Source organism: Amycolatopsis taiwanensis DSM 45107 (genome assembly GCF_000519205.1).
Taxonomy (GTDB): Bacteria; Actinomycetota; Actinomycetes; order Mycobacteriales; family Pseudonocardiaceae; genus Amycolatopsis_E; species Amycolatopsis_E taiwanensis.
Genome location: NZ_JAFB01000023.1, coordinates 120705 through 141092 on the forward strand (window position 1 = coordinate 120705; position 20388 = coordinate 141092).

A 20388-nucleotide genomic window follows, 5' to 3' on the forward strand; every position below is an offset into this window, starting at 1 on the left:
TCGGAATGGTGTACGGCCGAGTGTGGGTCGCCGACGGGGGCCGCGCGGTGGCTGTCTGGGCCACCCCCGACCAGGACCCCTCGCCCGCCTTTGCCGAGCTCGGTCCGATACTCGGCGAACTCAGCGGTGATCGGGCGGCTGCCTCTGCAGCCGCAGAGCAGGCCGTCGCGCCCTATCGGCCGCAGGAGCCGGGATGGTTCCTGGAGACGGTGGGAACCGCCCCCGAGGGCCAGGGGCAGGGCCTTGGCAGCGCGGTGCTGCTTCCCGGTCTCGAAGAGGCCGAACGTGCTGGGTACCCGGCGTTCCTGGAGACCTCCAGCGAGCGGAACGTAGCTTTCTACGAGCGACTCGGTTTCCAGGTCACAGCCGACGTCCAGCTCCCTGACGACGGCCCCCGCACCTGGTGTATGCGCAAGGACCCCCACTGAGATCCTGATGAATCCCGTCAGGTGGCGGGGCTGGGGAGCCAACCGCGATGAAGCGACGCCGACAACTCGTGCGCGCCGGAGTTGCGGATGTTGTCCTCGTCGTGCAGGTACCCCTCGGTGGTGGACAGCGCGGCGTGCCCGAGGTCCCGCTGGACCTGACGGGGTGGCACGCCCCGTTCGACGGCATGCGTGGCGTAGGAGTGGCGGGCCGAGTGCGGATGGATGGTGTCCCGCAACGGTTCCAGGTGGGTGGCGATGAACGCCGCCTGGGACGTGGCGAGCAGATCCCGCAGCCAGCGCGCGCGCGGCGGCGCCGCGTCCGGGCCGGGCGCGAAGGTCGCACACAATCGGCGCAGGAGGGCCGTGACGTGGGAGACGTGCACGCGGCGCTCGGCGCTGGTGACGAACAACGGTTCCGCCGGGGCGCGCCCGAGAAGGCCACGTACCGCCGGAACGGCGGCGGGGCGCCGCTGGACCAGGTAGGCGTCGAGCGCGTCGGCCACCGGGGCGGTGAGCGCGACCTCGCGGTCCTTGGCGCCCTTGCCGTGCACCCGCAGGATTCCGAGGTCACCGGGCGCGACGCGGCGATAGTCGGCGAGGGTGGTGCTGACCAGTTCTTCCGCGCGCACCCCGGTGCCGATCAGGATCTCCACCATGGCCCGGTCGCGGAGGCCGTTACGGGTGCGGTCGGCGAGCAGGTGGGCGGCCAGCAACAGGGCACGGCAGGTCTCGAACGACCAGCGCGCGGTGGCCGACGGGGTCCCGCCCGGCCGGTTGAGGTGCTGGGTCTTGCGGTCGACCAGGGCCGCCGGGTTGTGCCCGGCCAGACCTTCCCGGATGAGGTACTTCTGGTAGAAGGCGGATACCGCCGACAGCATCCGGCCTCGGGTGGCGTCGCTGTAGCCGGCTTGGGCCAGCTCGTCCAGCCAGCGCTCGACGTGCTCCACCCGCACGTCGGCGAACGAGCCGAAACCGTTGCGCAGACACCAGGGCAGCCACGCCAGCCCGGTCGGCTGCGCGCGTTGCCGGCCCCGGCGGCGCCCCGGATCGGGCGCTACGTAGCCGGGCACCCAGTCCAGCGGAATGCCCAGATCGGTGGCGTAGGCGAGGCGGGTGTTGACCGAGGCGTAGATGCGCAGGAACTCCGCGAAGCGCTCCTGCCCGGTCTTGTCGTCGCGATCCTCCGGCGACACCAAGGCCAGGGTCACGCCCGCACCCCCTTCGTTCACATCGTGCGTTGCCCCGTTATACCTGGTGGCCAAGACTTGGCGGGGCAGGAGCCGGGTCACTCCCCGTCAGGCCCCGGTGGTTCGCGTCGCGGTGACCGCGACCGTGGTGTAGGGCATCGTGAAACCCGCAGTCGCGTCGATCGCGTCCCCGATGCCCGCCAGTATCTCGGCCACCTTTTCCGCTGGCAGCCGGGTGAGGACACCGGTCGTGGGCAGCAGTTCCAGCAACTGGTCCCGGGTGTAGGACCGCTCCCAGTCGAACCGCCACTGCTCCGGGTCGCCGAACCCGCCCACCTGCCGGATCTCGTCCATGGTCTTGGTGAACCCCGACTCGTATGCTTTCCTGCCTTGTTTCATGGCCTGGACGTTGAACGGCGAGTCGGGCACCACCCGCTGATAGACCGTGGCGAAGGCGTCGAGCAATTCGGCCGGAAACTCGAACATGTGCCAGAACAACGCCAGTCGACCGCCAGGCCGGAGCGACTGGGCGGCCTTGGCCCCTCCCGCGACCGGGTCCACCCAGTGCCATACCTGGCCGGCGATGACCGCGTCGAACTGCCGGCCGGCCGGGTCCCACGCTTCGAACGTCGCCACCTCGACCTCGAGACCGCGCTCTCGCGCGAAGTCGGCCATCCGCGCGTCGGGCTCGACGCCCAGCACCGTGCAGCCGGCCGCCTGGAACTGCCGGGCCGCTATGCCGGTGCCACAGCCGACATCGAGGACATCGGGCCCGGGGCTGGCGGCGACGATCCGGTCCACCATCGCGTCGGGATAGCGAGGGCGGGCCCGGTCGTAGCGTTCGGCGTCCACGCCGAAGGACTCGGCCATTTGCCGCTGTTGATGGGCCTCGGGTTTGGGTTGGTGTGCTTGCTCCTGCGGTAAAGTGGGCATGCGCCCACCATAGTGGGCATGCGCCCATTCGTCGGCCGGATAGTGTTTCGCGGTAAGCGAAAGAAGGAGGCGCGGTGCCGACCGGGGTGCATATCCGAGATGTGCGCGGGCAGTTGTTCGCTGCCGCCGAGCGCGTCCTGGTCCGGGACGGGCCCCACGCCCTGACCAGCCGGGCGGTCACCACCGAGGCGGGCTGCGCCAAGGGCGTGCTGCACCGGCATTTCGCCGACTTCGACGCCTTCCTCGCTGAACTCGTGCTCGACCGCATCGCGGCGATGGACATTCAATCCGCCGCGCTACGCGAGTCCGCCGGAACCGGCGCTGTCGCCGACAACCTCACCGACGCGCTGATCACCGTGTTTCAGTCGGTCGCGGTGGCGATCGTCGCCCTCATCACCTTCCGGGACGACCTGCGCGCCCGGCTGCGCCAGGTCAGGCCGGCCGTCGGCGTCCCGGTCCTGACCGAAGCCGTGGCCATGATCGCCGCCTACCTCACCGCCGAGCGCGACCTGGGGCGCATTGCGGCCGATGATGCCGACGTCGAGACGCTCGCGCGCACCTTGATCGGAGCCGGGCATCTACTGTTCGCCGACCGCAACGGCCCCACGCCGAATGCGGAAGCCGTTCGCAACATGGTGACCACGGTCCTCGCCGGGGCTTGGTGACGGCCGCCTACGCGTTCGAGGCCCGCCTGGGTGATAGCCGGAATGCGGCTTGACCTGGAGCGCGCTCCACGTCCTAGCTAGTACCTCGTCAGGCAACGTTGATCATGTAATCGGGTTCTCGGATGGGTGAGTTGATCGCGAAATGTGTCTTCGGTCGGGCTCGGGTGTTGCGCCAGCGGAGGTAGCCGGCGATGGCGGCATTCTGCTCGGTGTGGCTGCGGTGGTCGGTGCCGTTGAGGGCGAAATAGCGCAGTGCGGTGAACTCACACTCGATCCAGTTCAGCCACGAGGCGTTCGTCGGCAGGAACACCAACTCGATGTCGTTGGTGGCGCACCAGGCCAGCACCTCAGGCCGTTTGTGCGGCCCGTAGTTGTCTATCACCAGGAACAATCGCTCGCCGGGCCAGCGGCGACGCAGCACTTTGAGGAAGTCCAGGAACTGCGGCCAGCGCTTGCGGGTACGGATGCGGTAGGTCAGCCGGCCGGTGGACAGGTCCAGGGCGGCAAGCATGTGCCGCACACCCTGGGTGCGGGTGTAGGTCGCCCGTTGCCGCGCCGGCCGGCCCACCTGCCGCCATGCCTTGCCTTTGCGGGGCATCAAGTTCAGCGGCCCGAACTCGTCCACGCAGAGCACCCGACCATCTGGCGGCGGGGTGTCGTAGAGGTCCAGGACCCGGCGCATCTTGGGCAGGAACTCCGGGTCGTTGCTGGCTTTCCAGGTCTTGGTGGTCTGCCAGGAGACGCCGCCGTCGTGCAGAATTGTGCGCACTGTCTCCCGGCTGATCGCCGCGACGATGCCCTGCTCGATGAGGTAGTCACACAGTTTGGCCAGCGACCAGGTAGAGAACGGCCGGCCCAGGGCTCGGGGGTCACACCCCGCGATCGCGCAGATCCTTGTCCGCGTGGTGTCATCGATCGTCTTGGGGGCGCCCCCGCTCCATTTTGGGTCCAGCGCGTCAAAGCCCGTCTCATTGAAGTCGTGGATGACCTGGCGGACGTATCGCTGCGAGACCTGGGCCAGATCAGCGATGTCAGGCACCGACCAGCCCTGCGCCGAGGCCAGCACGATCATCGCCCGCCGCAGCCGCACCCGGTCTTTCGCGGTGCGATTGATCCGCTGCAACCGTTGTCCCTCGGCCATCGACAACGGCCTCACGAACACTTCCGGTGGTCGAGCCACAGGCATCCTTCCCGGTCTCCTCATCACGTTCGAGACCAGGATCGGACACCGCCACAGAAAGATCAATTACGACACCAACCAACCTTGACGAGGCACTAGTTTCGTGGCCGGTTACGAGAAACCGTCACTGCCGATCGCCGGCGGTGCCCACCGATTGGACGGGAATGCCCGTACTCAGCCGACGCCGCCGCCTCCTGGTGCTCACCATCTGCTGCGCCAGCATGATCGTTGTGGTGATGGACATCTCCATCGTCAACGTCGCGCTGCCGGCGATTCGCCGCGACCTGCGCGCGTCGGGGTCCGACCTGCAGTGGACCATCGACGCATACACCCTGGTCCTGTCCAGCTTCCTGGTTCTAGCCGGGTCCACCGCCGACCGGGTCGGCCGCCGGCGCATCTTCCAACTCGGCCTGGCCGCCTTCGGGCTGGGTTCGCTGCTGTGCGGCCTGGCGCCGAGCATCGGTTGGCTGATCGCGGCGCGTGCACTGCAGGCCGTCGGTGGCACGATGCTCAACCCGGTGGCGATGGCGATCGTCGCCACCACGTTCCCCGACTCGGCCGAGCGGGCCAGGGCCATCGGCGTGTTCGGTGCGACGTCCGGCCTGGCGCTGGCGCTGGGGCCGATCCTCGGCGGCGCACTGGTCGACGGTTTCGGCTGGCCCGCCATCTTCTGGATCAACGTGCCGATCGTGGCCGCCGCGATCGTGTGCACCGCGCTGTTCGTGCCCGAGTCCCGTGCCGTCCGGGCGCGCCGGTTCGACCCGGTGGGTCAGATCCTGATGATCCTGGTGCTGGGCAGCGTCGTGTACGTGATCATCGAGTCCACCCGGCTCGGCTGGACCTCACCGGTCATCATCGGCCTGCTCGCCCTCGCCGTGCTCGGCATCCTCGGCTACGAATCGCGTCGCGCCGACCCGCTGCTGGAGTTGCGCCTGTTCCGCAGTGTTCCGTTTTCTTCGGCGATCCTGATGGCGATCTTCGCCTTGTGCGCGTTCGGTGCCTTCCTGTTCGTGACCACGCAGTACCTGCAGGACGTGCGCGGCATGTCGGCGCTCACGGCAGGGCTGTGCCTGCTCCCGGTCGGGGCGCTGGTCGTGATGGTCTCCCCGCGCACCGGCCGGCTGGTCGGCGCGCGGGGTCCCAGACTGCCGCTGGTGGTCGCCGGGTCCGCACTGACCCTGGGCGGCGGCGCGTCGCTCTGGCTCGGACCGGCCACCCCACTGCCGGTCATGTTCGCGATCTTTGTGCTGTTCGGCATCTTCCTGGGCACCGTCAACCCGCCGATCACCAACACGGCGGTCGCCGGAATGCCCCGCTCGATGGCCGGGGTGGCCACCTCGCTGGCCTCCGCAGGCCGGCAGACCGGCACCACCCTGGGCGTCGCGATCGCGGGCACGGTCCTGGGATCGGCCGTGGGGCGCGGGACGGCGTTCGCCGGTGCGGAGCACGGCGTGTGGTGGCTGGTGCTCGGGCTCGGCGCCGGCATCCTGGTCCTGGGCGTGCTGAGCACCGGCCGCTGGGCGCGCGGCACCGCCACGCGCGCGGCGGCACTGTTCGAAGAAGTGGAGACCGGCACCGCGGCGATGGCGGCCTGACGGCCTCGTGGCGATCAGGACCACCAGCGTGTGGTTGGCTGTGGCGAGGATGTCAAGGCAGAGGAGGGGCGTCGATGCTGCCGACGGCGGAGTTGCACATTCACATCGAGGGCACGCTGGAGCCCGAGATGCTCGTCCGCCTCGCGGCGCGCAACGGGGTGAAGCTGCCGACCACGGACATCGACGAACTGCGTGCCCGGTACCGGTTCACCGACCTGCAGGCGTTCCTGGACCTGTACTACGCGAACCTGCCGGTGTTGCGCACCGAGCAGGACTTCTATGACCTCACCAGTGCGTATTTGGCTCGTGCGGCGACGGCCGGGGTGCGCCGCGCCGAGATCTTCTTCGACCCACAGGCCCACCTGCGCAACGGTGTGCCGCTGGAGGCGGTGTTCGCGGGTCTTTCCGGCGCGCTCGATGACGCCGACGACATCTCGGCCGACCTGATCCTGTGTTTCCTGCGGGATCTCGGCGCGGAGGCCGCGGAGGAGACGTTCCGGGCGGCGTTGCCGTTCCGCGACCGGTTCATCGGCGTCGGCCTGGACTCCGCCGAGGTCGGCAACCCGCCGGGGATATTCCGCGACGTGTACCGGATGGCGGAGGCCGAGGGGCTGCGCCGGGTCGCGCATGCCGGCGAGGAGGGCGGACCCGACTACGTGTGGGAGGCGCTCGACCTGCTCGGCGTGGAGCGCGTCGACCACGGCATCCGTGCGATGGAAGACGCGGAGCTGGTGGCGCGGCTACGCGACGACCGGGTGGCACTGACCGTCTGCCCACTGTCCAATGTGGCCCTCCGAGTGGTGGACAAGCTGGCCGACCATGTGCTGCCCGCGATGCTCGACGAGGGCTTACTCGTCTGCGTCAACAGCGACGACCCCGCCTATTTCGGCGGCTACGTCGACGACAATTTCGCGGCGCTGCGCGGCAAACTCGGCTTGGACGAGCAACAGCTGGCGACCCTGGCCTGGAATTCGTTCGACGCGTGCTTCGCTTCGGCCGAGCAGAAGGCGCGCTGGCAGGCGGAAGTGACCGCCAGCGCGGAGCACGGCGCGTGGCTTGTGTAAAGCCAAGATCGCGCTAACATCGCCATGTGGCGATGACAGCTCCTGATATCGAGGTCCAGCGGGTCGAACTGGCGCCGGCGGCGGCACTGTTCCGGTCGCTGGGCGACCCGGCCCGGCTGGCGATCCTGCGCCGGCTGGCCAGTGGCCCGGCGCGGGTGGTGGACCTGGTGTCTGCACTCGGGTTGGCACAGTCCACGGTGTCCAAACATCTGGCCTGCCTGCGGGACTGTGGCCTGGTGGCCTCCGAGCCGGTCGGAAGGGCATCGATGTTCCGTCTGGCCCAGCCGGGTGTGGTCGACGTCCTGGGCGCCGCCGAGGCCGTGCTGGCCGCGACGGGCAATGCGGTCGCGTTGTGCCCGGTCTATGGCGTGGACACCTGCGGTGAGGAGAACCAGGCGTGAGCAGCGTCGAGCACCCGAACGACTCAGCCACCCTCACCGGGGGGCACCTGGAGGACGGCTGCGCCTGCGCCACCACCGGCGAGCCGGTGCAGCGTGACGCGGGGTGGCACCGGGCGGCCCGGCAAGCCCGGCTGCTGTCCTGGCTGTCACTGGCCTACATGGCCGCCGAGGGCACGGTGGCCATCGTCGCCGCGCTCCTCGCCGGCTCCGTCGCACTGCTGGGGTTCGGCCTGGACTCGGCGATCGAGGGCCTGGCCAGCGTGATCATCGTGTGGCGGTTCACCGGCAGCCGCACCCTCTCCGAGACCGCCGAGGCCCGCGCGCAGAAGGCCGTCGCGGTGACGTTCTTCCTGCTCGCGCCCTACATCGCCTACGACGCGATCACCACCCTCGTCGCCGGTGACCACGTGCAGACGAGCTGGCTGGGCATCGGCCTGTCGATCGCCAGCCTGATCGTGATGCCGCTGCTCGGCGTGGCCAAGAAGCGCCTGGGAGCCCGCCTGGATTCGGGCGCGACCAGCGGCGAAGGCACCCAGAACCTGCTGTGTGCCTACCTCGCCGCGGCGGTGCTGGCCGGGCTGCTGGCCAACACCGCGTTCGGCTGGTGGTGGCTGGATCCGGTCGTCGGGCTCGGCATCGCGGGACTCGCGGTGCGGGAGGGCCGCACAGCCTGGCGCGGTGAAGACTGCGGCTGCTGAGCGATCCCCTCGGACGTCCGGGCTCAGGGAGGCAGTAGTTGCCGCACCCGCGCGGCCTCTCCAGTGAGGTGGTCGCGCTCCGGCACGCTGGTAGCGGTGCGAGCGGCCTCGGCATACAGCTCGGCCGCGCGGTCGAGGTCACCGGCCCGTTCGTGCAGGTATGCCGTCGCCGCGGCGTAACGGGGCAGGTCGGGGCTCAGGTCGGCCAGCGCCGCCAAGCCGGCCTGCGGTCCGTCGGCCTCGCCGACCGCCACCGCGCGGTTGAGCCGGACCACCGGGCTGTCGGTGATGAGCAGCAGTTCGTCGTACCACTCCACGATCTGCACCCAGTCCGTCTCGGAGGTGCTCCGGGCATCCGCATGCAGGGCGGCGATAGCAGCCTGTGCCTGGTATTCGCCCAGCCGGTCGCGGGCCAGCGCCGCCTGCAGAATCGCCACCCCCTCGGTGATCAGACCGGTGTCCCAGCGCGATCGGTCCTGCTTCATGAGCGGCACCAGGCGGCCTCCCGGGCCAGTGCGAGACGCGCGGCGCGCATGGTGCAGCAGCATGAGCGCGAGCAGCCCCGCGACCTCGGGCTCGTCGGCCAGGGCGACGAGCTGGCGGGTGAGTCGGATCGCTTCGGCCGCCAGGTCGACGTCTCCGCTGTACCCCTCGTTGAACACGAGGTAGAGCACCCGCAGCACGGTCCCGAGATTGCCGGGCTGGTCGAGCGGCAGCCCCGCGATGCGCCGCTTGGCCCGGCTGATCCGCTGCGCCATGGTCGCCTCGGGGACGAGGTACGCCGTCGCGATCTGCCGCGTGGTCAGGCCACCGACGGCCCGCAGCGTCAAGGCGACGGCCGAGGCCGGTGGCAGGGTGGGGTGCGCACACAGGAAGTAGAGCCGCAGTGTGTCGTCCGTGGCGGGCACCGGACCGGCGGGAGGCTCGACCTCCACGGCGAGTTCGCGCCCCCGCCGCGACGTCTCGGCACGGGCGGCGTCGAGGAACTTCCGCCACGCGACCGCGACGAGCCATGCCTTCGGATCGCGCGGTGGATCGTCCGGCCAGGTTTCCAGCGCCCGGATCAGGGCCTCCTGCACGGCATCCTCGGCCGACGCGAAGTTGGCTCCGCGCCGGACGAGGACACTGATCACCGCGGGCACGAGCTCCCGCAGCAGCGAGTCGGTGTCGTCTGGGGGTCCAACCCCCAGGCCCCGCCTCGGAGCAGGCCCCCAGACCCCCTTCACTCGGTCACCGTGGGCGACTCGGTGAGAAACGGCCGGACCTCGAGCCACTCGTGGATCGGCTGACCACCGGCCCCGGGAGCGGCGGACAGCTCGCCGGCCAACTGGACCGCGCGATCCCAGGACTCCACGTCGATGATGTACCAGCCGGCGATGAGGTCCTTGGTCTCGGCGAACGGACCATCGGTCACGGGTGGGCGCCCCTCGCCGTCATACCGCACGAACGCGCCCTCGGGCGCCAGTGCTTGCCCGTCGACGAACTCACCCGACTTCTCCAAGCGGGCTGCGAAGTCGCTCATGTACTGGATGTGCGCGTGGACCTCCTCCGGCGTCCACCGGTCCATCGGCACGTCGTTGGCCGGAGCCGGGGCGCCTCGGTAGTGCTTCAGCAGCAGGTACTTCATGGTGGTTCTCCTTCTTCGTCACGCGGCTCGTCGCCACTGGTGTCCCTGGGACGGAGCCACCGCCACATTCTCGACACCCAGACGCGTGCTGTTTTCCCGGACTTGCTTGTGGGGGGTCAACGCGACGGGTCCGTCCATCCCGTGCGCTGTGCCCAGTCCTCGGCGGCGATCATGAGTACCTCGGTGGCGGGCTGCTTGATCTGGCCGTAGTCGTAGAGGTCGGTTGCGGTGCGCGCGAGCCGTTGCTTGAACTGGCCCCACGCCGTGCGGGCGCGGGCGTCGGCACGAAGGAAGTCGCGGAACAACAGATTGCGTCGAGCGGTCGCGCTCCCAGCCAGACGGACGTGCACATTGGCGGCACGTTCGCCGGCCGGCGGCGCGAACACCCGTTTCGGCCACGACCGACCGTCACTGGTCTCGGTGTGGTTCCACGGCTCCGGGCGCAACCGAAAGCCGATCGCATCGAATGCGGCGACGAGCGGGGCGTCATCGAGTTCGCCGACGCGCACCTGGACGTCGACGCAGTCCTTGGCGGGAAGATCCGGTACCGAAGTGGAGCCAATGTGATCGATTCCCCGCGCGAGTGACCCGAGCGCCTTTCCCAGGCGGGCGGCGATGATGTCGAACTCGCGCGGCCAGCCCGGGTCGTAGGCGCTGACCCGTAGGCCGGAGGCGAGTTCATCGGGGAACGGCATTACCGAACGCTACGCCACGCGCGGGGGTTGCCCAGGCCTCAGGCGTTGGCAGAGGTGAAGCGCCACAGCGCCTGGCCGTGGAGGTGGCCGGGCGGAAGTTGCCGCCCGTAGGCGACCAGGAGCAGATCCTGAGCGGCTCCGGCCAGGGGAGTGCCGGTGCCGAACGACCACTCGAGATCGTTGGCACGCAGTTGGACGCCGTGGAGATCGGCTCCGAAGAACCTGGTTGTCCTGGCCCCTACCACGACGTGTCGGCGCGAGTCATGGTCGACTCCGCTATAGTAGGAACCGACTATTAGGGATCGGGTAATTTGGGATGACGAAGCGAAAGATCTCCAACACCTTGGCGCTGGCCGTGCTGGGCCTGCTGCAGGAACAGCCGATGCATCCGTATGAGATGGCATCCCTACTGAAGGAGCGGCACAAGGACAGCAGCTTCAAGGTCAACTCCGGGTCGTTGTACGACACGGTCGAGGCGCTGGTCCGGCATGGCTGGATCGAGCCGGTGGAGACGGCACGCGACGGCAGGCGGCCGGAGCGGACCGTGTACGCGCCCACCGAAGTAGGCCAGAGCGAATTCGTTCGCTGGATTGACGAGCTCATCCGCACGCCCGTCACGGAATACCCGAAGTTCATGGCCGCGGTGTCCTATCTCGGCGCGCTCGGGCCGGACGGTGCGGCGGATGCGCTCGCTGAACGAGTGGAACAGCTGGGCCGGCGGATCGAGGAAACCAAGGCAGTGCTGGCCGGCACGGTCGGCTCCGGCCGGGTTCCCCGGCTGTTCATGATCGAAGTCGAGTGCGCGTTGAACGCGTGGGAAGCCGAACTGGCCTGGACACGGCGGACCATCGGCGAGATCCGGGACGGCAGCCTGTACTGGCCCGAGGCCGAACGCACTGACCAGGGATGGACCTGGTCCGCGCCCAAAGATCGGAGAGCCGCGAAATGACCGACGTGCTGATCATCGGAGCCGGCCCGGCGGGGCTCTTCCTCGCCAGTGAGCTCCGGCTCGCCGGCATCGACACGGTCGTGATCGAACGCCATTTCCGGCGGCCGGGCTTCTGTCGTGGCTTCAACCTCAACGCCCGCGCCCTGGACCTGCTGGCGCGGCGCGGGCTCGCCGGCAGGTTCATCGGGGAAGGCTGGCAAGTCCCGCACGCCGCGTTCTCCGGTCTGCCGGTAACCCTCAACCTCGCCGGTACGCACACCGACCACCCGTACTCACTGGGAATTCCGCAAACCCGGGTCGAGGAGATTCTCGAGGCACACGCGCTCGATCTGGGGGCCGACATCCGACGCGGACACGAACTGCTTGCCCTGCAACAGGATTCCGAGTCGGTCACCGCCACCATCACCACGGACGAACGCGAGTACCAAGTCCGGGCCGCGTATCTGGTCGGCTGCGACGGTGGTCGCAGCACCGTCCGAAAACAGGCCGGCATCGACTTTCCGGGCACCGAGGCAACCCGCTTCTCCCTACTCGGCGACGTCGAACTCGCCGATCCGGAGGCGTTGACATTCGGCGTGACCACGGGCCCAGGCGGGGCAGTGTTCGTCGTTCCCCGTCCCGGCTACGTCAGGATCGTTGCCGCCGACCGGGAACCCCCTGCGGACAAGGACACTCCGGTCACTCTGGACCAACTGCAAGCCGCCGTGGACGACGCGCTCGGGCGCCACGTCGAGTTGCGCGCAGCGCGCTGGCTGACCCGCTTCGGCAACGCGGCCCGGCAGGCCGCCGAATACGTTCGGGGCAGGGTCATCCTGGCTGGAGACGCCGCGCATATCCATCCGCCGGCCGGGGCGATCGGCGTGAACATCGCCCTGGACGACGCGTTCAACCTCGGCTGGAAACTCGCTGCGACCGTGCGGGGGATCGCACCCGCGGATCTGCTCGACAGTTACCACACCGAACGCCACACGGCCGACGCACACGTGCTGGCCAATACGCAGGCCCAGGCGCTACTGGGCGATGCCGACGACCGGCTCGGGCCGCTCATCGACCTGTTCACCCGCGTCGCCAGACATCCTTTGGGAAACCGCGCCCTCGCCGAAACCATTACCGGCCTGGACACCTGTTATGACATGCGAACTGACACCGCCCACCCCTGGGTCGGCCGCTTGGCGCCCAACCTCACCCTGAGCACCGAAGCCGGAGTTACCGACCTCGCTACGTTGCTGGCCACCGGCCGCGGACTCCTGCTCGATCTGGCCGGCGGAACCGGCATCGGTGAGTCGGCCGCGGGATGGGCCGGCCGGGTCGCCGTCGTGGCTGCGAAATGCGCCGATCACCCCGAACTCCGTGCCATTCTCGTGCGGCCGGACGGTCACACCGCCTGGCTGTGCACTGCCGATCATGATCACACCGACGGGCTCCACGAGGCGCTACAGCATTGGCACGGCAGTCCCCTGCCGACACCGGATCGCAGCACGGCCTCAATCCGGTGATCGGGGTTCCGGTCAGCGATCCGGGGTCAGGAGGGGCTTGACGTCCAGGATCGGGGTCCCATCGATGGCTTCGAGGTTGCGCACGTGCACGCGCGGGCCGGTTTTGGCCAGGATGTGGACGATGTGCAGGCCGATCGGGTTGGGGCGGTCGGGCGCGCGGGTGGCGAAGACGCCGGTGATGGGGCGAGCGGCGTCGCCACGCGGGTGGACCGTGAGCGTGTCACGGTCGGCCCGGTCGAGCCACGTGAGCAGCAGCATGTCTGCGCCCGGGCTGAGACCGTCCAGCGCGGAGACGTACTGGTCGTCGAAGATGAGCCAGGCGTCGGGGGCTCCCTCGTCAGGCTGTCGGGGCGCCGACGCCCGGTCCTTCAGCGCCGACTCGACTCGCCCGATCGGGCGCAGCATGTATGCGGTCACGTGCGCCAACCTATCCGCTCCCGTGAACGGCGATGTCCATGGCGGTCAGACGAGGGTCCGGCTCGGGGACCGTGCTTCCCGTTTCCTGACCGGTCTGGTCACCTGTTTGGCCACGCAGGAAGGCATTCCCGCCGTCGCGCGCGTGGCGTTGCGCCGGTACACGCTGGGCGGCACACCAACCAGCTCCGCGAAGCGGGTGCTGAAGGTGCCCAGCGACGCGCAGCCGACCGCGAAGCAGACCTCGGTGACGCTGAGATCCCCACGACGCAGTAGCGCCATCGCGCGTTCGATACGCCGCGTCATCAGATACGCATACGGCGACTCGCCATAGGCACGCCGGAACTCCCGACTGAGATGCCCAGCTGACATGTGCGCGTCACGGGCCAGCGCCTCGACATCCAACGGCAGCGCGTACTCCCGGTCGATCCGGTCACGAACACGGCGCAGCCGCGCGAGATCGCTCAGGTTGCCAAGGTTGATCGGGCGCCGCGCCGCGGTGAGTGCGTGCGCCCGCGAGGGGTGACACATGAGGAAACTCCATTCATTCTGCGAACAGTTAGGCCAGATGCCGGGGTAGCTGCTGTGATGCCAGGCCGGGCGCTGCGTCTGACAGCGGCGCGGCTTCCCATGCGAAACCGTCCGGGTCGGTGAACGGTCCAACGTCGCTACCAATCGTGAGTCGGTGCGAGCCGGTGCCGTCGGGGGAGACGCCGGCGTCCTTGGCAAGGGCTCGGCGCCCGTAGAGCCCCAGTTTGATGGGACTCGACCCGGTGTCGAACTCGACGTACTTGCGGGCAAAGCTCTTCGCCACGGTGAGGCCGCGGTCAACGTAGAACCGCTTGCTCGCGGCCACGTCCTCGACTCCCAGCAGGAGCACGATCTTGTCGATCTGCCGGGTGGCCGGGCCGGTGTCCTTCTTGGCCGAGGTTGCGACCTTCCAGATCGCTCCGTCCGGGGCTTGGACGACACCGCCGTAGCCCCAGAGCGACTTCGTAACCGGCTTCAGCGGAGCGGCGCCGGCGTCGAGTGCGGAGTCGACGAGACTCTTGACGGTGGATGGCTGGGAGACCGTGAGCGACAGCGTGAACCCACGGAAGCCGGTTGTCGGTTCTTCCGAGGCCCGCAAGCGTATTTGCGTGTCCAAGCCGAAGGCTTCGGTGTAGAAGCGGTTGGCGGCCGTGGGGTCGGCCACCTCGATGGCGACGGATTCGATGAAGTCATGACGATCAAGTTAGGAGCGGAGCCACGACTTCCGCTTCTCGATTCCTGACCGGTCTGCCACCTGTGGCATCACACACACCGCCGCACCTCGGAAGTCCGTCGACTTTGGACCACTGCGGTCCAGCCGGATGCCGCCGAGCCGGTCTCGCGCGAGGCCAGCTCAGCCGCTGCGGTGTCTGGCCGCCATCGCGTGAAAGAGCTTCTTCGGAGATGCTCGAATTTGGAGCGGCGGTTCGTCGGGCTGGTAGCCCGCGCCAATCGGGTAGTCGTATCCGGGCGTTCTGGTCATTTCGGTGTGGGTGCCCAGGATGTGGGTGACCGGATTGGTCGCACAAAAAGTGAGCAGTCGGTCGATCGTGGCTCGATGGTCCGGCCGGTCCTGGACATAAAGCCTGCCGGGGTAAAGCGTGTCGCCGGTCAGCAGCAGACCGGTATAGCGGTCGTAGAAACCACTGCGAAGCCTCATGACCTCGACCAGGAATCACGTCGATCGCCCGGCCACCCAGATCGAGTGGTCTGCTCGTGGTGAACCAGTCATGGAAACCGTAGAAGGCGACCTCGTCCAGATCTAGCCGGAGAATCCTGGTTTCCGCCCGTTGGGCGAACTGGGCGTCTCCGGCGATGTGGTCGCCGTGGGCGTGGGTGCACGACGAGCAGCGAATACTCCAGCCGAGGATCGCGGGCAAACCATTGCGTGATCAGGCAGTCAACGGTCTGCCGCAAGGGAAGAATTCCTCCTGCGCGGTGGCACCGGGGTCGATCAGCAATACCCGGTCGTTGCCGAACAGGAGGAATTAGGAATGGCGCCTCGTAGTGCACGGATTTGCCCCCATTCCGGTGGAGTTTCTGGCCGATGAGCCGGCGGGGCTGATCGCCAAGCCTCGGAAACGGCTCACCGCGCCGACGGCGGTCTGCGGTTGGGGTGGGCCTTCGCGTAGGCCCTGAACGGTGCGGCCGCATCGGCGACGACAGCCTGGTGGGTGGGAAGGGATCGCTCGCCGGTTGGCTTGGCGTACTCGTCGTAGAAGGTGCCCAGACTCATGTAGCGGGTGCCGTCCTCGTAGTACTCGCCTTCTTGCTGCCGGGTCGCGGCGAAGAACACCTTCTCCGGCTGGGCGTAGTAGAGCGCCCCCAGGCACATCGGACAGGGGTAGGCGGTTACGTACACCTCGCACCCGGCAAGGTCGCTATGCCCACCGGCGGCCACCTGCCGGATCGCCTCGATCTCCGCGTGCGCGGTCGGATCGCCCCGTTGGGTCACTTGGTTTGTCGCTTCTGCCAGCACCTCGCCGGTGCCGGCGTCAACCACGATGCACGCGAACGGCTTGCCGCCCGCGGCGACGTTGTCGACCGCGAGCCGCACAGCCCTCTCGGCCAACGACTCATGCGGCGGATCAGACACGCGCCGACTCCTAACCGACGCTATGCCGAGCAGCACCAACGGCTGGCTCACCTACGATGCCGCGCCCGGCTCTGGCACTCAACCTCCAGGGTAACCATGCTCTACAGCTGTCAATCGCCCGAGCGCACTGGCGGGGCTGGTCGTCACCGCGTCCGAGGTTTTCCGGGGTTGAGATGACGGGCATGCATCCGGACCCGATTGGCCTGGCTCGACGTCTTGTGCAGGGCCGTCTTCCCGATGCGCTCGCCGTGGTCCTGGCTGGATCCACCGCCACGGGGGTGGGCGACCGCCAGCAGTGACCTGGACAGCGCAGCAGGGCTAGCTGCTGTCGGTGTGTGATCCAACCGCCGTGTTGCATCCGATGAAATTGCGGCCACTTGTAGCAGCGGTACAGCGCATTAGCGCTAAGGCGTCGGCGTTGCTGGTCAGGGGTGTGGAACAGTCGGCCGAAGGGGTCGTTCCGGTCGTAGACGACCAGTGCATGCCCGCCCCCACGGCGAGGACCGGCCCGCCGTAGCCTGCGGTCGTGCGATTCGGTGTGCTGGGGCCGCTGGCCGTATGGACCGACCGGGGGGAGCCGGTGACGGTGCCCGGCCGTAAAGTGCGCGCGCTGCTCGCCGCCCTCCTGGTACACGGCGGCCGTGCCGTGTCGGTGGACCGCCTGGTTGAGGACGTATGGGGGTCGGCGGCGCCCTCGGATCCCGGCGCGGCGCTGCACGTGCGAGTCTCCCAGCTACGCCGCGCGCTGGCGGGCGCTGAGCCGGGCGGGCGGGACCTGGTGGTGTCGCAGTCGCCCGGGTACGCGCTGCGCACCGACGCGGTGGACGTGGTGCGCTTCGCCGCGCTCGTCGAGCAGGCAGACAGCGCCGAGCCACGCGCGCGGGCGCGGCTGCTCGCGGAGGCGCTCGGCCTATGGCGCGGGCCGGGCCTCGCCGACTTCGCGGACGAGGAGTTCGCGCTGGCCGCGGTGGCGCGCTGGGAGGAGCAGCGGCTCACCGCTGTCGAGGCGTACGCCGAGGCCCGGCTCGCGCTCGGCGACCACCGCGAACTGGTGGCGGAACTGGGCGAGCACGTCGGGCTGCACCCTTTCCGGGAGCGGCTGCGGGCGGCGCACCTGCGCGCACTGCACCGGTCCGGCCGGACCGGCGAGGCATTGGCCGGGTACCAGGACCTGCGGCGGCGGCTGGCCGACGAACTGGGCCTCGATCCCGGCCCTGAGCTGACCGCCCTGCACCAGGCGCTGCTCGCGGGCGACCCGGCGGAACGCGCACCCGACGTCGCACCGCCCCGGGCAGCGACGAACCTGCCCGCTCCGGTCACCCACATCGTCGGCCGCGACCATGCGGTGGCGACCGTGCGGGACCTGCTTACCGAGAGCAGGCTGGTCACGCTGACCGGCCCAGGTGGCGTCGGCAAGACGAGCGTGGCGCTGGCGGTGGGCCGGGCGCTCGCGGACGCGTACCCGGACGGTGTCTGGCTCATCGACCTGACCACCTGGGACGGCACCACAGACCTGGCGGAACTGGTGCTGACCGCACTGTCCATCCCGGACGCGGCGGGCGGCGCCGCGGCCCAAGACCGGCTCACCACCGCACTCCGCGCGCGCGAGACCTTGCTGCTGCTGGACAACTGTGAGCACGTGATCGAACCGGCGGCGGCAATGGTCGGCGCGCTGCTGCCGGCGGCGCCGGGCGTGCGGGTGCTGGCCACGAGCCGCGAACCCCTGCGGCTGCGCGGCGAGACTCGCTGGGGCCTGGCGCCGCTGGACGTCCCGGACAGCGACGACCCGGCGAGGCTCGCGCAGTCCCCGGCCGTCCGGTTGTTCCTGGCCCGCGCGGGCCTGCCCGCCGACCCCGCGACAATCGCGGAGGTGGCCGAGGTGTGCCGCCGCCTGGACGGCATCCCGCTCGCGCTCGAACTCGCCGCCACCCGGGTGCCCGCGCTGGGCGTCACCGAACTGGGGGCACGGCTGCGCGTCCCGCACGACCGCTTCGGTGTGCTGGGTACCGGCCCGCGTGACGCCCCGGAACGCCAGCGCACGCTGGCCGCGGTGATCGACTGGAGCTGGCAGCTGCTCACCGACGCCGAACGCACCGTGCTGCGGCGGCTGTCGGTCCACTCGGGCGGGTGCACACTCGCGGCGGCGGAGCAGGTGTGCGCGGACGGCGTCCCGAGTGCGGTGCTCGACCTGCTAGCCGGGCTCGTGGACCGGTCGCTGGTAGTGCGGGCCGGCGGGCGGTACCGGCTGCTTGAGTCGATCGCCGCCTACTGCCACGCACGCTTGCGCGACGCCGATGAGGAGTCGGCGCTGCGGCAGCGGCACGCTCGCCACTATCTCGCGCTCGCCGAGGAGGGCGCTCGTCACCTGCGTGGCCCCGGCCAGCGGGATTGGTTGCGGCGTCTGGACGCCGAGGTCGCCAACCTGCGTGCCGCGCTTGAGACGTTCCGCCGCGACGGCGCCGCCGACGACGCGCTGCGGCTGGCGATGGCGCTGGTCTGGTACTGGTTCCTGCGCGGGCGGCTCACCGAAGCGCGCCGGACGCTGGAGTCCGCGCTCGCACTGCCCGGAAAGGTTCGCGGCCGGGCCGTCGCTCGGGCATGGGCGGCCGGGCTCGCCATCCGGCAGGGCCAGGCCGAGCCGGACACCGCGGTCCTGGACGACATCGCCAACCCGCTGGAGAAGGCGCGCGCCGCGTGGTTCCTGGCCGCCACGGTGATCAACTTCGGCGACGTCGCCGCGACCGAGAAGCTGCTCACCGAGGCACTCGCGACGTTCGAGTACGAAGGCGACCGGTGGGGCGAGGCCGCCGTACTCAGCACCCGGGCGATGCTCAGCCACATGGCGCACGACCTGGTTGCGCTGGAACGGGACGCGCGGCGCAGCGCCGAACTGTTCGGCGAACTGGGCGACGACTGGGGCGTGCTGCAGGCGAACGACTGGCTCATCGGTCTCAGCGACCTCACCGGTGAGCGCGCCGGGGCGCTGCGGTTATGCGAGCAGGGACTGCGGATCGCCGAGGAGTTGGAGCTGCAGGCGGAGGTGTCCGGCCTGCACGGGTGGCTTGCGTGGCTGTCGGTGCAGGCAGGCGACTACGTGCGGGCCGAGGAGCACGGCGCGTTGGCCCGCAGGCTCGCGGCGGAGCAGGGGCAGCAGGTCGGCGAGGTATTCGCGACGATCAGCGTCGCGTTCGCGTGCCGCCGGGCCGGGCGCCTCGACGATGCCGACGAGCACCTGCGGTGGCTGGTGCGCACCGCCCGCACGCAGCAGAGCGCGGACAGCAACCCGCCGTACCTTTGGCTGGTGCTCGTCGAGTCCGGCCTGCTGGCGACACAACGTGGTTCGCCCGCGGCGCTCACCTTGGTGTGCAAGGCGTTCGACCTCGCCCGGGCCGCCGGTCAGCAACCGGCGTTCGCCCTCGTTGGTCTGGCGGCGGCGCTGGCAGCGGACCGCCCCGCGGACGCGGCGAGGTTGTTCGGCGCCGCGGAAGCCGCCGCCGGCGGCGGGTTGTCCGACTCGGACCGCGCCGAATACGCCCGTATCCGGGCCACGATCGCCGTGCCGGACTTCGCCGCGCTGGCCGACGAAGGGCGCGGACTCACCCCCGTGGAAGCCCGCGCCCTCGTCTGATCACTTCGGCACGTAGATGTGCACGACGATCCCGGAGTCGAACCGATCGATGTCGGCGAGCTTCAGGTGTGTCGTATCGAACCCGGCGCCCTCGAACAGGTGCTTCCCCGCACCCACGATGACCGGGAAGTACCAAAAGTGGAACTCGTCGACCAGCCCGTGCTCGACCAGCGTGCGGTCCAGCTCGCCAGTGCCCCACTTGAGGATGTTGCCGCCCGGCTGCTCCTTCAGCTTCGCGACCTCCTCGGCCACATCGCCGGTCAGCAGGGTCGCGTTCGGCCCGACCTCGGTCAGCGTGCGGGACGCCACGTACTTCGGCATGTTGTTCATCAAGTCCGCGACCTCGCCTTCCCGCTCACCCCACGCCTCGGCGAACGCCTCGTAGGTGACCCGCCCGGACAGGAAGGCATCGGTGCCCTGCATCAGCTTGCCGGAGTAGCCGGCGTGCTTCTCGTCCCAGTACGGACTGCCCCAGTTCTGCGGTTCGGCCCGCGACGCCGTCGACGGCCGTGTGTCGTCGATGACCCCGTCCAGCGAAACGAACGTCGACTCGATGAGCTTGCGCATGTCGTGCTCCCTACGGTGTTCTCTGCCTCGATGACCACAACCCTGCCGCCCACCCCTTACGGTTTCCTTCAGGTCACCTATCGATCCTCGATAGGCCCGGCCAGGAGAGCCGAGATCGTTGGTACCGCCGGACTCGACCCCGCCGACATCACGGGCTACGTCGTCGTTTTCCCGGATGCAGTGATCAGCGATCGCACGCACGGCACCGTAGTGGCAAAGACAATCGACACTTCGA

Annotated in this window: 22 protein-coding genes; 9 read left to right on the forward strand and 13 right to left on the reverse strand. The window is 69.4% G+C overall.

The window, feature by feature from the left end; genetic code table 11:
• The first annotated feature begins 5 nt into the window (after positions 1-5).
• Entirely contained in the window at positions 6-428 is a 423-nt protein-coding gene (locus A3CU_RS45395) for a GNAT family N-acetyltransferase (protein ID WP_245617183.1), read from the forward strand.
• A gap of 17 nt (positions 429-445) precedes the next feature.
• On the opposite strand, the gene A3CU_RS0118555 is transcribed toward A3CU_RS45395, so the two are convergent.
• The gene (locus A3CU_RS0118555) at positions 446-1636 is read right to left on the reverse strand and encodes a tyrosine-type recombinase/integrase (RefSeq protein ID WP_027943581.1); all 1191 of its coding nucleotides are present in this window, start codon (positions 1634-1636) and stop codon (positions 446-448) included.
• 87 nt (positions 1637-1723) lie between these two features.
• Positions 1724-2485, reverse strand: coding sequence for a class I SAM-dependent methyltransferase (locus A3CU_RS0118560; RefSeq protein ID WP_027943582.1), 762 nt, complete (start codon positions 2483-2485; stop codon positions 1724-1726).
• Between the two features lie 137 nt (positions 2486-2622).
• Here A3CU_RS0118560 and A3CU_RS0118565 point away from each other — a divergent pair, with 137 nt between their 5' ends.
• Positions 2623-3213, forward strand: coding sequence for a TetR family transcriptional regulator (locus A3CU_RS0118565; RefSeq protein WP_027943583.1), 591 nt, complete (start codon positions 2623-2625; stop codon positions 3211-3213).
• Positions 3214-3301: 88 nt separating this feature from the next.
• On the opposite strand, the gene A3CU_RS0118570 is transcribed toward A3CU_RS0118565, so the two are convergent.
• Positions 3302-4399, reverse strand: coding sequence for an IS630 family transposase (locus A3CU_RS0118570; protein ID WP_245617185.1), 1098 nt, complete (start codon positions 4397-4399; stop codon positions 3302-3304).
• A 158-nt stretch (positions 4400-4557) separates the two neighbouring features.
• On the opposite strand from A3CU_RS0118570, the gene A3CU_RS0118575 reads away from it, so the two are divergent.
• The 4 genes from A3CU_RS0118575 to A3CU_RS0118590 all read left to right on the forward strand — a co-directional run bounded on the left by A3CU_RS0118575 (position 4558) and on the right by A3CU_RS0118590 (position 8151).
• Positions 4558-5988: an MFS transporter gene (locus tag A3CU_RS0118575; protein ID WP_027943585.1), complete on the forward strand. Its 1431-nt coding sequence runs from the start codon at positions 4558-4560 to the stop codon at positions 5986-5988.
• Positions 5989-6062: 74 nt separating this feature from the next.
• Positions 6063-7052 carry an adenosine deaminase gene (locus A3CU_RS0118580; protein ID WP_027943586.1) on the forward strand — a complete coding sequence of 330 codons (990 nt, stop codon included), beginning with the start codon at positions 6063-6065 and terminating at the stop codon, positions 7050-7052.
• 32 nt (positions 7053-7084) lie between these two features.
• Positions 7085-7453: an ArsR/SmtB family transcription factor gene (locus A3CU_RS0118585; protein WP_027943587.1), complete on the forward strand. Its 369-nt coding sequence runs from the start codon at positions 7085-7087 to the stop codon at positions 7451-7453.
• Complete coding sequence (locus A3CU_RS0118590) at positions 7450-8151, forward strand: cation efflux transmembrane domain-containing protein (RefSeq protein ID WP_027943588.1); 702 nt, start codon at positions 7450-7452, stop codon at positions 8149-8151. The genes A3CU_RS0118585 and A3CU_RS0118590 overlap by 4 nt, the downstream gene beginning before the upstream one ends.
• 23 nt (positions 8152-8174) lie before the next feature.
• Here A3CU_RS0118590 and A3CU_RS0118595 read toward each other — a convergent pair whose 3' ends face one another.
• The 4 genes from A3CU_RS0118595 to A3CU_RS0118610 form a co-directional block, all read right to left on the reverse strand.
• On the reverse strand, positions 8175-9341 hold the full coding sequence (locus tag A3CU_RS0118595; protein ID WP_043841646.1) for an RNA polymerase sigma factor: 1167 nt from the start codon (positions 9339-9341) through the stop codon (positions 8175-8177).
• A gap of 32 nt (positions 9342-9373) precedes the next feature.
• Positions 9374-9778 carry a YciI family protein gene (locus A3CU_RS0118600; RefSeq protein WP_027943590.1) on the reverse strand — a complete coding sequence of 135 codons (405 nt, stop codon included), beginning with the start codon at positions 9776-9778 and terminating at the stop codon, positions 9374-9376.
• A 116-nt stretch (positions 9779-9894) separates the two neighbouring features.
• Positions 9895-10473 (reverse strand): GrpB family protein, encoded by a 579-nt coding sequence (locus tag A3CU_RS0118605; protein ID WP_027943591.1) that lies wholly within the window; start codon positions 10471-10473, stop codon positions 9895-9897.
• 38 nt (positions 10474-10511) lie between these two features.
• On the reverse strand, positions 10512-10718 hold the full coding sequence (locus A3CU_RS0118610) for a hypothetical protein (RefSeq protein WP_027943592.1): 207 nt from the start codon (positions 10716-10718) through the stop codon (positions 10512-10514).
• Positions 10719-10789: 71 nt separating this feature from the next.
• On the opposite strand from A3CU_RS0118610, the gene A3CU_RS0118615 reads away from it, so the two are divergent.
• Entirely contained in the window at positions 10790-11422 is a 633-nt protein-coding gene (locus A3CU_RS0118615) for a PadR family transcriptional regulator (protein ID WP_027943593.1), read from the forward strand.
• Entirely contained in the window at positions 11419-12918 is a 1500-nt protein-coding gene (locus A3CU_RS0118620) for an FAD-dependent monooxygenase (RefSeq protein WP_027943594.1), read from the forward strand. Before A3CU_RS0118615 ends, A3CU_RS0118620 begins: the two co-directional genes overlap by 4 nt.
• Positions 12919-12930: 12 nt before the next feature.
• Here A3CU_RS0118620 and tsaA read toward each other — a convergent pair whose 3' ends face one another.
• The 5 genes from tsaA to A3CU_RS0118645 all read right to left on the reverse strand — a co-directional run bounded on the left by tsaA (position 12931) and on the right by A3CU_RS0118645 (position 15958).
• Positions 12931-13335: a tRNA (N6-threonylcarbamoyladenosine(37)-N6)-methyltransferase TrmO gene (gene tsaA / locus A3CU_RS0118625; RefSeq protein ID WP_027943595.1), complete on the reverse strand. Its 405-nt coding sequence runs from the start codon at positions 13333-13335 to the stop codon at positions 12931-12933.
• A gap of 45 nt (positions 13336-13380) precedes the next feature.
• Positions 13381-13863, reverse strand: a complete 483-nt coding sequence (locus A3CU_RS0118630; protein WP_052371849.1) for a helix-turn-helix transcriptional regulator — start codon at positions 13861-13863, stop codon at positions 13381-13383.
• Between the two features lie 28 nt (positions 13864-13891).
• Positions 13892-14533 carry a glyoxalase gene (locus A3CU_RS45400; RefSeq protein ID WP_425388264.1) on the reverse strand — a complete coding sequence of 214 codons (642 nt, stop codon included), beginning with the start codon at positions 14531-14533 and terminating at the stop codon, positions 13892-13894.
• A 183-nt stretch (positions 14534-14716) separates the two neighbouring features.
• Positions 14717-15022, reverse strand: coding sequence for an MBL fold metallo-hydrolase (locus tag A3CU_RS49875; RefSeq protein WP_027943597.1), 306 nt, complete (start codon positions 15020-15022; stop codon positions 14717-14719).
• Between the two features lie 426 nt (positions 15023-15448).
• Positions 15449-15958 (reverse strand): nucleoside deaminase, encoded by a 510-nt coding sequence (locus tag A3CU_RS0118645; protein ID WP_169739654.1) that lies wholly within the window; start codon positions 15956-15958, stop codon positions 15449-15451.
• A 526-nt stretch (positions 15959-16484) separates the two neighbouring features.
• Between A3CU_RS0118645 and A3CU_RS0118650 the strand changes: the two genes are divergently transcribed.
• Positions 16485-19586 (forward strand): ATP-binding protein, encoded by a 3102-nt coding sequence (locus A3CU_RS0118650; protein ID WP_027943599.1) that lies wholly within the window; start codon positions 16485-16487, stop codon positions 19584-19586.
• On the opposite strand, the gene A3CU_RS0118655 is transcribed toward A3CU_RS0118650, so the two are convergent.
• A complete protein-coding gene (locus tag A3CU_RS0118655; RefSeq protein WP_027943600.1) occupies positions 19587-20153 on the reverse strand; it encodes a dihydrofolate reductase family protein in 567 nt (188 codons plus the stop codon).
• Positions 20154-20388: the final 235 nt, after the last annotated feature.